The organism is uncultured Oscillibacter sp. (genome assembly GCF_950073225.1).
In the GTDB taxonomy this organism is placed as follows: Bacteria; Bacillota; Clostridia; order Oscillospirales; family Oscillospiraceae; genus Oscillibacter.
The window spans coordinates 1-10,907 of record NZ_CATMPS010000053.1 but is presented as its reverse complement, the minus strand read 5'-3'; the positions used below and the strand labels follow the sequence as shown (position 1 = coordinate 10,907).

13 protein-coding genes are annotated in these 10,907 nt (G+C 55.3%); 5 read left to right on the top strand and 8 right to left on the bottom strand.

Going from position 1 to position 10,907, the window contains the following annotated elements; translation table 11 throughout:
* Nucleotides 1-350 precede the first annotated feature (350 nt).
* Complete coding sequence (locus Q1M04_RS15380; protein WP_300448689.1) at nucleotides 351-599, top strand: hypothetical protein; 249 nt, start codon at nucleotides 351-353, stop codon at nucleotides 597-599.
* Nucleotides 600-748: 149 nt separating this feature from the next.
* Here the strand turns inward: Q1M04_RS15380 and Q1M04_RS15375 are convergent, their stop codons facing one another.
* The 7 genes from Q1M04_RS15375 to Q1M04_RS15345 form a co-directional block, all read right to left on the bottom strand.
* Entirely contained in the window at nucleotides 749-1,630 is an 882-nt protein-coding gene (locus Q1M04_RS15375; RefSeq protein ID WP_300448686.1) for a PfkB family carbohydrate kinase, read from the bottom strand.
* Between the two features lie 106 nt (nucleotides 1,631-1,736).
* Nucleotides 1,737-3,332, bottom strand: coding sequence for a hypothetical protein (locus Q1M04_RS15370; protein WP_300448683.1), 1,596 nt, complete (start codon nucleotides 3,330-3,332; stop codon nucleotides 1,737-1,739).
* 21 nt (nucleotides 3,333-3,353) lie between these two features.
* A complete protein-coding gene (locus Q1M04_RS15365; protein WP_293278522.1) occupies nucleotides 3,354-4,847 on the bottom strand; it encodes a tripartite tricarboxylate transporter permease in 1,494 nt (497 codons plus the stop codon).
* Nucleotides 4,848-4,865: 18 nt separating this feature from the next.
* Nucleotides 4,866-5,330, bottom strand: coding sequence for a tripartite tricarboxylate transporter TctB family protein (locus Q1M04_RS15360; RefSeq protein ID WP_300448679.1), 465 nt, complete (start codon nucleotides 5,328-5,330; stop codon nucleotides 4,866-4,868).
* A 64-nt stretch (nucleotides 5,331-5,394) separates the two neighbouring features.
* A complete protein-coding gene (locus Q1M04_RS15355) occupies nucleotides 5,395-6,429 on the bottom strand; it encodes a tripartite tricarboxylate transporter substrate binding protein (RefSeq protein WP_293278518.1) in 1,035 nt (344 codons plus the stop codon).
* Nucleotides 6,426-7,427, bottom strand: coding sequence for a ComEC/Rec2 family competence protein (locus Q1M04_RS15350; RefSeq protein WP_300448675.1), 1,002 nt, complete (start codon nucleotides 7,425-7,427; stop codon nucleotides 6,426-6,428). Before Q1M04_RS15350 ends, Q1M04_RS15355 begins: the two co-directional genes overlap by 4 nt.
* A gap of 49 nt (nucleotides 7,428-7,476) precedes the next feature.
* The gene (locus Q1M04_RS15345) at nucleotides 7,477-8,472 is read right to left on the bottom strand and encodes a LacI family DNA-binding transcriptional regulator (RefSeq protein ID WP_300448672.1); all 996 of its coding nucleotides are present in this window, start codon (nucleotides 8,470-8,472) and stop codon (nucleotides 7,477-7,479) included.
* A gap of 203 nt (nucleotides 8,473-8,675) precedes the next feature.
* Here Q1M04_RS15345 and Q1M04_RS16280 point away from each other — a divergent pair, with 203 nt between their 5' ends.
* From Q1M04_RS16280 to Q1M04_RS15335, 4 genes are all read left to right on the top strand, one after another.
* Nucleotides 8,676-8,885, top strand: a complete 210-nt coding sequence (locus tag Q1M04_RS16280; RefSeq protein WP_366140845.1) for a transposase — start codon at nucleotides 8,676-8,678, stop codon at nucleotides 8,883-8,885.
* 50 nt (nucleotides 8,886-8,935) lie between these two features.
* Nucleotides 8,936-9,574: an IS5 family transposase gene (locus Q1M04_RS15340; protein WP_300448692.1), complete on the top strand. Its 639-nt coding sequence runs from the start codon at nucleotides 8,936-8,938 to the stop codon at nucleotides 9,572-9,574.
* A gap of 4 nt (nucleotides 9,575-9,578) precedes the next feature.
* Complete coding sequence (locus tag Q1M04_RS16275) at nucleotides 9,579-9,851, top strand: helix-turn-helix transcriptional regulator (protein ID WP_366140844.1); 273 nt, start codon at nucleotides 9,579-9,581, stop codon at nucleotides 9,849-9,851.
* A gap of 109 nt (nucleotides 9,852-9,960) precedes the next feature.
* Nucleotides 9,961-10,203, top strand: coding sequence for a hypothetical protein (locus tag Q1M04_RS15335; protein WP_300448669.1), 243 nt, complete (start codon nucleotides 9,961-9,963; stop codon nucleotides 10,201-10,203).
* A gap of 262 nt (nucleotides 10,204-10,465) precedes the next feature.
* Here Q1M04_RS15335 and Q1M04_RS15330 read toward each other — a convergent pair whose 3' ends face one another.
* Entirely contained in the window at nucleotides 10,466-10,750 is a 285-nt protein-coding gene (locus tag Q1M04_RS15330) for a replication initiator protein A (RefSeq protein ID WP_300448666.1), read from the bottom strand.
* Nucleotides 10,751-10,907 lie beyond the last annotated feature (157 nt).

Sequence of the window (10,907 nt, the reverse complement as noted above, 5' to 3'; positions counted from 1 at the left end):
CTGTGTATTTCATGTGCCCGCCCCCTGAAAATCAATCTCGTTTTCAGGGCCTTGCCGCACATTTTTTTGCCTTTGTCAAGGCTTTTTTTCTTTCTTTTGGAATTTATTGGTTAACTTAATGGCATTGCTCAAATTGAGACGCATTTCCTCAGAACTGAAAACAGCCTCTCGGCATGGCCGGAGGCTTGCTGAGGTATTGGGTAAAGGAATTGCGGAGGAAATGCTGATGCTAAAACCACGTCAAGTTGTCGCCAAAACCGTGGGGATAGCCGTATGCCATTGCCGCCTTGCACTCGTATTCGTTATGATGCGTTCTGAACATCTGCGCGGAACAATCCTGAGCGGCATCCATGAGGGCCTTCTTTTTCTGTCCCAGCATGAAGAAGAAGGAGATCCGCACCCTCTTCCACCAGCACCCGGACCTTTACGAGTGTGCCATCGCCATCGATGACGGCGCAAGGCCCAACCTGACCTCCATCAATGGTCTGGGCCGGAGCTGGGCCTGGCAGGACTTCGTGGAGGCGGATAAGAACCAGACCGCCATGTGCTGGATGTTCCCGGAGCATGACCTCCCCTGCAACTGTCACGACGGAGGCTAAACCAAAAGACTTGCCTAAAGCCTTGTTGGGATGAGCTATAAAAAAAGAACCGGACAAAATTACCGCACCGCAGCAACCTCGTCCGGTTTCTCCTGCCATCTTCCAGAGGTGGTCAACCCATGGTCAGGAAAGCATCCTGTATCCAGAACTCAATAAAATTCCGAAATATATTTTTCTACATCTTCCCGGCTCCCCTGGAAGGGACCGGGGGTCTCCATTTTCAGGGAAACCAGGGCCGTGCAGTACAGCAGAGCCTCTTCTACGCCCGCCCGCTGGCGCTCGGTGATGTACCCGGCGAAGGTGGTATCCCCCCGGCCTGTCCGGCCGGAGAGATTCCGGGCCTTGATGGGGCAGGTGTAAATCCGCTCCCCGTCGTAGGCCAGCACCTCCGTGTTGTGGGTGATGAGGACTTCTTTCGCGCCCCAGCTGTGAAGCAGCTTCGCCGCCTCCGCCCGGTCCGTCAGGCCGGTGAGAATCTCCGCCTCGGCGGCGTCGGTCTTCAGATAGTCGATGCAGGGCAGGTACTCCCGCTTCTCCGCCCAGTCGTGGAAGGCCATGGTCTTGTCCGGCTCCACATGCCGCAGAAGGCACTGGACGTCCACGGCCACTTTGCCATGCTCCGCTGCCTCGGCAAAGAGGGCGCCGTCAAAGTCGCCGTAGACCAGGCCCGCGAAGTGGTAGATCTTCGCCTCGATGTCCGGCAGCTCGTCGAAGCGGAAGGGATCGCACACGCCCATGGAGGTGCAGGAGCGCTTCTCCTTGTCGGCGGTGAAATACTGGTTCCGGATGGAGCAGGTGGCGGCGGAGGGCTTCCAGAAGAGGTCGGCGCCGGACCCGGCGAAGCGGGCCTCAACGTCGGCGTCGGCAGGGTTCAGCTTAGTGAACAGGGCCGTCCGATTTCCGCTTTTCGCAGCGGCGAAACCGGAGGCCACCACGGCTCCGCCGACTTCTTTCCGCTCGTTGCCCTGATAGTCGATGTTGTGGTCCAGGGACACAGGCCCAATAATTAGGGTGTCGTATTGCTTTTCCATTTTGTCACTCTTTCCATCTGTGTCTTATTATTCGGAGGAATAGGGGAGGAGCGGGATTTTTGACCGCTCCCCCTTTCTGCCGCATGATGGAGAACTGCGGAGAGGGTTAATTTACAGAGGAAGGACTCCAATCATCTGTAGCCAAAGAACTGCCAAGTACGGAGTTTCGTTCAGTAGCGGAAATCGTCAGAAGGCCGTCTTGATCCACATAAGTCCCCGCTCCATACCGGAAATGTACTCCCATCATTCCAGGAAGACCGCCCTTACTAACCATGTGAATGCTTTCGAGAGGTTCTCCTATTGTCCAAGTCTCCGCATTCAATTTGTAGAGGTACGCATAGTCCGCGAACGTAGCGCCTTCGGAAGGAGACCACAAGCCGATCATGTAAATGTCATTGGTCTCCTCTTCCGTAATGAGTCCAAATCCCTGAAAATCTTTGTTGCAGGGGAAAGACCCAACCTCAGTGAACGATGCCGCCTCTATTCCGTCCGCGGCAGGGGCTCGATAAACATGGTAAACGCTGTTCTCGTTATCCAAGTGCGCGACAACCAGAACATAGTATTCTGTTCCGTCGGCGTCTTTGTACGACGTAATGCCCAGCGCCCCCGCTTTATGATTTACGGACAAGTCAAACCGCTCAACTCTTCGCAGCTCTCCCACTGCCAGAGTTCGGAGATCATAGAGCGCGACATGTGCTGAGGACTCATGCTCGGAAGGCACGAAAACGTAATCTCCGATCACTTGGATGCCACCCGGATGCCGCCATCCTTCCAGGTATGTTTTGAATCCCCACTTCTCGTCTCCCTGTTTTGGACCGGCAACAATATGAGCGTAAGGAGCAGTGCTGACACTATGAGTTAAAATCACATAGGGAAAATTGTTTTTGTTATTGTAAAGACTGTATCCCTGAATGTGGTTGACAGAAGGATCATAGCTCCCAGGGAAGCCTTCCAAATTACATTGGGTCCCGTCAATCGGCAGTCTATGAAAAGCTGACTGAACATCTGACACTTTGTAGGAATACTCCCTTGCCGGTTCGGCCACCGCAATGGACTCCAGAGAGACCACGTTGACGCCGTTACCACTTCCGCCTCTCAGAAATGAAGCAAACACTGTTTCACCGGACGGCGTGCGGCCGAAGGTCAGCAGTGTATCCGGCCCGTCGCTGTCCTTTGTATGCTGGCCGGTAAGCTGCGCAAACCACCAGTTATTGCTAAAGCCCGTGCTTCCCTGCGCAAACGCAATGCCTGGAAACGTCACAGAGAGTCCTTGCGGATATTCATTTGATGTCACCACAAGGGACAGATCTCCAACAAACGCAAAGTTCAGCTTTCCCGCAGTCTGATCAAAGGTCGTGCGGTCACCATTGATGGATGGATCGTTGTAACCAGAGAACTTACTATTGAACCATTCCGCTACAGCAGCTGAGCCGCTGCGGCCAACTTCAAAGATAAACTCTCCGTCCTCTAACATATGCACCTGGCCGATCTGGTTTTTGCCGTCAGGATCTTGCCCGCCAGTAATGCTGAACTCATTCACAACAAAGGAACCGCTGGTAATTGCCAGCCCTTTGGCTGCAGTAAGTTCCACCGCGTTTTGACGGTAAGTCATGTACGTAGAGGCATCTTCGGCGTTTGCTGTCATCATCAAGATCATGACAGCAAATACCAGACATAGCAGCTTCTTACCACATTGTTTCATAGAACAGCATTCCTCCTGTAATTATTTTGCTTTAGCACTCCTGGACTTGTAGTTTTTCCAGGCGAACAGCAGCACGGAACCCACCGCGATGAGAATGAAGGCGCAGCTGATGGGCCGGGTGAAGAAGATCTTGAAGCTGCCCTCGGAGATGACCATGGCCCGCCGGAAGTTTTTCTCCGCCAGGGGGCCCAGGACAATCCCCAGCAGGATGGGCACCAGCTGGAAGTCCATGCGCCGCAGGAAGTAGGCTACAATACCGAAAATCAGAATGATGAAGATATCATAGACCCGGTTGTTGGTGGAGTAGGCCCCGGCGATGCAGAAGGTCATAACGATGGGGGCCAAAATCTCATAGGGGAGCCGGGTGATGTGGGCGTAGAACCGGGTGAAGCCGCTGCCGATGATGTACATGAAGACGTTCACCACAATCAGGCCCAGCATGATGGCGTAGAGGATGTTCCCCTGCTCGGCGAAGAGCGTGGGTCCCGGCACCATGCCATGGAGCATGAACGCGCCCATGAGGATGGCCGTGGCCCCGTCGCCGGGGACGCCCAGGGTCAGCATGGGAATCATGGTGGCTCCGCAGGCGCCGTTGTTGGCGGACTCGGAGGCCGCCACACCCTCGATCTCGCCGTGGCCGAAGGTCTCCGGGTGCTTGGAGGACTGCTTGGTCTGATTATAGGAGATGAAAGCCGCCAGCCCCCCGCCGGTGCCCGGCGTCGCGCCGATGATGACGCCGATGAGGGAGCCCAGTCCAATGGGCTTCCAGCAGCGGCGGTATTCGTCCTTCGTGATTTTGTCCTTGGTGATAGCGCTGGCGCTGATGGATTTGTGGTCCGTTTTCGGGTTGTATTTGGACTTCATCAGGATTTCGGAAATGGCGAACATGCCGATGAGGGCGATGATGAGGTCGATGCCCGCCATGAGCTTCCGCTGCCCGAAGATGAACCGGGCGGTGCCGCTGATGTTGTCCACGCCCACTGTGGCCATAAACAGGCCGATGCAGGCCCCGATGAGCCCCTTGAAAATGCTGTTGTTGGAGACGCCCGCGATGACGGACAGGCCGAAGACCGCCAGGGCGAAATACTCCGCCGGGCCGAAGAGCAGGGTGATCTTGGCAATCAGCGGGGCCAGGAACAGCAGGGCGAAGGCGCTGATGAGCCCGCCGATGGTGGAGGCGAACAGCGCCATTTGCAGGGCCTTGAACGCCTGGCCCTTCACCGTCATGGGATAGCCGTCAAAGAGCGTCGCCGCGTTGGCGGAGGTTCCGGGTGTGTTGATGAGAATGGCCGTGATGGACCCGCCATAGGTGCCGCCGCAGTAAATGGCCAGCAGCATCAGAATCGCCATGGTGGGGTCCATGCCGTAGGTCAGGGGGATGCAGAGGATGATGCCAAGGTCCGAGGTCAGGCCGGGGATGGCCCCCACCACGATGCCGATGGCAAGGCCCAGGGGAATGACCAGCAGGTTCTGCCACTGCATCAGGATGCTCAGTCCGCCTAAAAATTGTTCCATAAGCGTTCTCCTTTCTTGTCAGGGCAGAGAGACATGGAGCAGCACCTTGAACACGTAGTACACGATGCCCACCATGGCCAGGGGGATGGCGTAGTAATACCACTTCCGGGCGCCGTAGTAGAGCATCACCGCCAGGACCAGCAGCACCGTGGAAACCACGAAGCCCAGGGGCTGGATGATGAGGCAGTAGGCCACCAGGAAGAGGCAGTAGACGATGGAGCGCAGCTCCTTTTTAAAAGCGCCGGAGCGGAAGGAGTCCGCGGTAATCACCAGTTCCTTCTTCTCCCTGGCGAACAGGCCCTCCAGAAGCAGGCCGATGGCGAAGATGAACATGCCGCCGATGGCGATTCGGGGCAGGGTCTGGGCGTTGACCGCTCCTTTTTCCATGGTCTGGATCTGGGAGGGAATCAGCAGCCACAGCACCGCGCCCACGACGGCAAACACCGCGCCGGAGATGATTTCCGTGTTGTATCTGAGTTTCATCGCGTTCACCTCATTTTGAGAGTGGACGCCCCACATCCTTGCCGGGACATGGGGCGCCGTGAAATCACTGGACCAGAGGGATGTACTTGGCCATGGCCTCAGTCTGAGAGGCCACCATGCCCAGGATCTCGGAGGAGTCGGCCTCCCAGGCGGCCATGCCCATGTCGGCCATGAACTTCTGGAAGTCGGGCTCGGCGTAGACCTTCAGCACGAAGTCCCGGAGGATCTCCTGCTTCTCCGCGTCCACGGTGGAGCGGACGGCAAAGTAGTCCATGCCGGTGAACTCGATGTCGATGCCCTGGTCCTTGAAGGAGGGGATGTGGCCGATGCCTTCCACGTCCAGCCCCTCGGGGATGAAGGTGCCAAGGCAGTTCAGCTCGCCGTTGATGACATAGTCCCGATAGGTCGGGGGAGAGCCGATGGCCACGTCCACATGTCCGCCCACCAGGGCGTTGATGGCCTCCTGTCCGCCGTCATAGGGAACCGCCTCGGAGGCGATGCCCAGAGTGGCGAACAGGGCGGAAATCATGGTGAAGCTGTCGTTTCCGGGGCCGCCGGTGGTGGCGTACTTCACCGTGTGTCCGGAGTTGGCGTAGTCGATCAGGCCCTGGATATCCGTGATGCCGCTGGAAGCCTGGGTCAGGATGACGAACTCCGTGATGCGGATGCCCACCAGAGGGGTGATATCCTCAATGGTGTAGTCCACGCTGATGAAGCTGGGGGTCAGGGAGAACAGGGGGCCGTTGCAGCAGAAGAGGGTGTAGCCGTCGTCCGCCGCCTCCAGGAAGTCGTTCATGCCGATGGTGCCGGAGCCTCCGGTGTGGTTTTCCACGATCATGGGCACGCCCAGGAACTTGTCGCTGTAAGAGGCGATCTGCCGGGTGATAACGTCCGGGCCGCCGCCCAGGCTCCAGGGCTGGATGATCTTGATCTCCTTCTCGGGCCACTTGGCGTCGCTGGAGGAGGAGCCGCCGCTGGGCTGGCTGCTCTGGGCGGGCTGGCTGCCGCTGTCGGAGTCTTTAGACCCGCCGGAACCTCCGCAGGCCGCAAGGCTCAGGACCATCAGAAGAGCCAGGGCGAGAGACATCAATTTCTTCATCGTTCATTCTCCTTTTCATTTGTTTTAATAAATTTCGGCGTAATGACGCCGGAATCTATTTCAAGGGTGATTGCCTGGAACCCGTCAGGCTGTGAGAAATAAGGGGGATAGCTCCGCTCATCGGAAAAGAGGAACTTGGGCGGATGAGGGGCCCGCCACTGGGTCAGGCGCTTGTAAACCTCCGCGTTGGCGCTGTTGTAGCGGCGGTCGGAACTGGCGGTGGTGATGACATACTCCAACGGCATATCCTTCATAAATTGTTCTGAAATCGAGTCAATTTGCCCGTGATGCGGCAATTTGAGAACGTTCCCATTTTTAAGAAAAAAAGAAGGAACCTCATCCCACTCCCTGGGGCAGCTGTCCGCCGCCGACAGGAAAACGACTTCTCCCATCTCGAACCGGAGCAGGGTGCTGGTATGGTTGGACGTGGCGTCCAGCTTTGTCAGGAGCTCCGTGACCGCGGCCTCCTGGTCTGCCGAGGCATAGGCTGCTTCCATCAGTTCCATGTACTCGTGAATCCTCCGGGCTTTGGGTGCCAGGACCTGGGCGGTGAGTTCTGAGCCCAGGCGGAGGGTGTCTCCTGGTCCAACGACGGTAATAGCTGTTCCGGTTTCCCCTGCCCGCAGGAGAATCCGGCGGTAGGCGTTCAAGGCGTTGGTATACAGGGGAACGCTTCGAAAAGCGTCCGGCGCCGGTTGGAGCTCACAGCCCCGCAAGAACGGCTCCACAGGATACGGAACATACAGCTGTTTTACAGAGCACATTTCGAATATAGGTTCCAGGCCGCAGACGTGGTCCTCGTGAATGTGGGAGATCAGCACGGTGTCCAGTTCCGTGACGCCCTCCCGCCGCAGATAGTCCGCCGCCCGGATGCGGTAGGGGTCTTCTCCAAATTCCGACTCCAAGGCGCTTCCCCCATCCAGCAGGGCGGTAAAACCGTCGGCTCCCTGGAACAGGATGGCGTCGCCATAGCCCACGTTGATGATGGTGATCTGCATCGCTTCACCTCTTTTCTGTTTTAAATTATTCCAAAAGGAATTTTTCGCGCTAGCTGGAGCTTCGCACGACCAATTCCGTGGGAATCACGATCCTTGTCTGGGTAAAGGGTATGCCTTCAATTAAATCAAACAACTTTTCCGTAGCCAAGCGTCCCATCTGATCCATATCGATGCGGACCGTGGTCAGCTCCGGCTCCACGACGCGGCTGACAGAGCTGTCATCAAATCCGACGATAGCCACATCTTCCGGGATACGCAGTCCGGCCCGGATCACCGCCTTCATCGCCCCTGCCGCCACCGTGTCGTTGGTGCAGAACACGGCGGTGGGCCGCTCTTCCAGCTCCAGCAGACGGGTCATGGCCCGCTCTCCCGCCTCCAGCGAGGGCTCAAACTCCAGGACATATCGGGAATCGACCTCCAGGCCCCGCCGGGCCAGAGTGTCCGCATACCCTTTATAGCGGGCCTCGTTGACCTGGGGAGAGAACCGCCCGGCCAGGAGGCCGATTTTCCGGTGTCCCCGCTCATACAGGTGGTCCACGGCGCTCACCGCACCTTCGTAATGGCTGGTGGTGATGCACAAGAGGTCCTCCATGTCCAGGATGTTGTTCAGCAGCACCACGGGAATCTTCTGCTCCCGGAGCCTGCCGATAATTGTCTCGCTGGCCTCGCCCACAAAGATGACGCCGTCCATCTGCTTTTTGATATAGACTTCACCGTTGGGAAGCAGCACGTCCTGATTGGTCACCACGAATACGCTGTAATTCCGGCGGGCGCTCTCCCGCATGACTGCCTCCAGAATGGGGGAATAGAACGGATTCAGCACAGCCGGAGACTGCTTTTCGTTGATAATGAAAGCGATGTTCTCCGTCTGCTGCCGGACCATGGCCCTGGCGATGGCGTTGGGGGTATAATTCAGGCTTTTTGCCGCGGCGTATATTTTGAGTTTAGCTTTCTCACTCACGCTGTCCGGCTCGGCATAGGCGCGGGAAACGGTGGTCTTCGAATAGCCGCATTTCTTCGCTACGTCAATGATGGTGGACCCCATATGGCCTCCCGCTGGGAACGTTCCCATTTGATCTTGATATAAGGATACTCTATCTTTTGGAAAAAAGTCAATAGCAACTTGCCTCCCCAACAAATTTTTGGGGGATATTCCAAAATTAGCCATTCTTTTTTGTAAATTGCCTTAGAGTCTGTTTTAAAACTTAGATATTGTGTGTAAAGTGCTAAGATGGTAAAATAAAGCATATGAAAGGACATGAAATAAGCGAAAAACAGAGGAATAGGATCAAGGTTAAGTTTCCGCCCGAAAAAAAGCCACAAGTAGGACGGCCGGGAAAAAGCAACCGGGAAATGCTTAACGCAATCCTGTATTGGCTGAACACCGGAATACCATGGCGGGATCTGCCAGAGCGGTTCGGGCCATGGCAAAGTGTATACAGCCGGTTCCATGCCTAGACAAAAGCTGGAGTGTGGGAAGATATCCTCACAGCCCTGATTGAGCAAGAATTGGTGGACGAAACAACGCTGATGCTGGACAGCTCCACGATCAAAGTCCATCAGCATGCCAGCGGGGTCAAAAAAGGGGATATCACGAGGAAACCGGGCGGAGCAGGGGAGGCTTGACCACGAAAGTCCATGCGGCAGCGGATGGACTTGGAAATCCATTGCGCTTTTTGCTCTCCAGTGGGAACCGAAACGATATCTGTATGGCACAGGCTCTGTTGGAGCCTTTTGATTTGAATGGCAAACTCATACTGGCAGATAAAGGCTATGACAGCGATAAGTTTGTACGTTGGTTGGAGGAACGGGGCGGAATTGTAGTAATTCCAAGCCGTAACATTGCCAAGCATCCCAGAAAGACTGATTGGCATACTTACAAAGAACGCCATCTGGTTGAAAATCTCTTCCTCAAGCTCAAAAACAACCGCCGCTTTGCCACCAGATATGAGAAGAAAGCTCTCTATTTCCGGGCTGTTGTCTGCCTTGCCTGTACCTTGTCTGGTTACTTTGACGGTTTTAAAACAGACTTTTCCCACTTGCGCTTCTTTCGATTTTGCGGTATGTTGTGTGTAGTAGTTGAATCCGTCTGTAGTATATTCGGAGACATTCAACTTTGTTTAAATATAATAAATATAGGCCGTTGAATTTGTGCTTTATGACAATTTCATAGAGCGCTGTAAAGAAAAAGGCGTTACGCCCTCTGCCGTCATGCGAACAATTGGGCGAAACAAATCGAGTGCATCATATTGGAAGAAAGGAACCATACCGTCAAGCGATACACTTCAAAAGGCAGCAGACTATTTCGGGGTATCGGTTGACTGTTTGCTTGATATAAATCCGCTGCCATTGAAGGAGGCGCGGTTAGAGACAGGGCGAAGGGTTACACCAGAATCAGACCATCAGGGATTTCCGGCGACGTGAGCTTTGCGCAAGCCTATGAAACTGCAAAGGACAAGGGCGAGGCCGTTGCCCCCGCTGGTCCGGCGAACCCATGCACGTCGGCGTGCGCTGGTTTGAAGAGGTACAGGCCATGGATACCCTGGCGGAAATCGCCAAGTATCCCGGGTCTGTTCTGGCGGTCCACGGCGTGGACGACAGCACCCTCCCGCCGGAGTCTGCGGAGCAGATCGTGAAAACGTCTCCCAACAGCGCGTCTCGGACGCATATGGTGGAAAACTGTGCGCATACGTTTAATGCCTTCACAGAGGACACCGCCACCATGGACGGCATGATTGCGGTGACAGGCGAGTATTTCCTGAAGCACCTGGGCTGATTTTACAGCTGCGAGAGTATAGGAAAGCGGCCCCTTTCGGTTCTGCCGGAAGGGGCCGCATTGTCGCTGCAGGCATTTGCGCACATAGGGATTCCAGCCGCCACAGCGGCGGAAAAGATGAATCGCGGTTGACAGGCGTTGTTGCCTCGTCAAGGCCGGGAAATCCTAAACTTGCTCCAAGGGCAGAGGCAAAAGCCCTGACCACAGCAATGGCTCCTTTTATGAATTATAAAGTCAAAGCTGATGGTGAAAAATAGAGTGATTAGCGCAAATAGCAGGAGCCTGGGGCCGCCAGCAGCTTCACGGCCTTGTCCAGCCCACAGGTTATATCCCCGCATATCTCGTCCACGGAATAGTAGATATAAACCCGCCTGGCGTCATTGTACCTGCTGTTTCTGGCGGACAGGCTCATGTGGTCCAGCAGCATCCCATACAGCAGCTTGGCATCCTTCGAGACATGCTTGAACTTGGGGGCTGCAATCAACTGACGGGGAATTTTGAAAAAGACGAATTCCTCCGATTCATCGTCGCAGAGATAATCGGACAAACGATTTCCGGCATGGTCAGGACTTCCTTTTGCGGTTTGAGTTTTCGTATTTTTTCAATTTGGCATAATGACGATTAAAAAAGCAGACGGATTCAGTGAAAAAATGAAAATAAAAGAAGAATTCCATCCTGAAATGTGGTATAATTTAATCACCACA

Coding starts and splice junctions, on each gene's coding strand:
- Q1M04_RS15380 (WP_300448689.1), top strand. CDS start 351: ATGAGGGCCTTCTTTTTCTGTCCCAGCATGAAGAAGAAGGAGATCCGC.
- Q1M04_RS15375 (WP_300448686.1), bottom strand. CDS start 1,630: ATGGAAAAGCAATACGACACCCTAATTATTGGGCCTGTGTCCCTGGAC.
- Q1M04_RS15370 (WP_300448683.1), bottom strand. CDS start 3,332: ATGAAACAATGTGGTAAGAAGCTGCTATGTCTGGTATTTGCTGTCATG.
- Q1M04_RS15365 (WP_293278522.1), bottom strand. CDS start 4,847: ATGGAACAATTTTTAGGCGGACTGAGCATCCTGATGCAGTGGCAGAAC.
- Q1M04_RS15360 (WP_300448679.1), bottom strand. CDS start 5,330: ATGAAACTCAGATACAACACGGAAATCATCTCCGGCGCGGTGTTTGCC.
- Q1M04_RS15355 (WP_293278518.1), bottom strand. CDS start 6,429: ATGAAGAAATTGATGTCTCTCGCCCTGGCTCTTCTGATGGTCCTGAGC.
- Q1M04_RS15350 (WP_300448675.1), bottom strand. CDS start 7,427: ATGCAGATCACCATCATCAACGTGGGCTATGGCGACGCCATCCTGTTC.
- Q1M04_RS15345 (WP_300448672.1), bottom strand. CDS start 8,472: ATGGGGTCCACCATCATTGACGTAGCGAAGAAATGCGGCTATTCGAAG.
- Q1M04_RS16280 (WP_366140845.1), top strand. CDS start 8,676: ATGAAAGGACATGAAATAAGCGAAAAACAGAGGAATAGGATCAAGGTT.
- Q1M04_RS15335 (WP_300448669.1), top strand. CDS start 9,961: ATGGATACCCTGGCGGAAATCGCCAAGTATCCCGGGTCTGTTCTGGCG.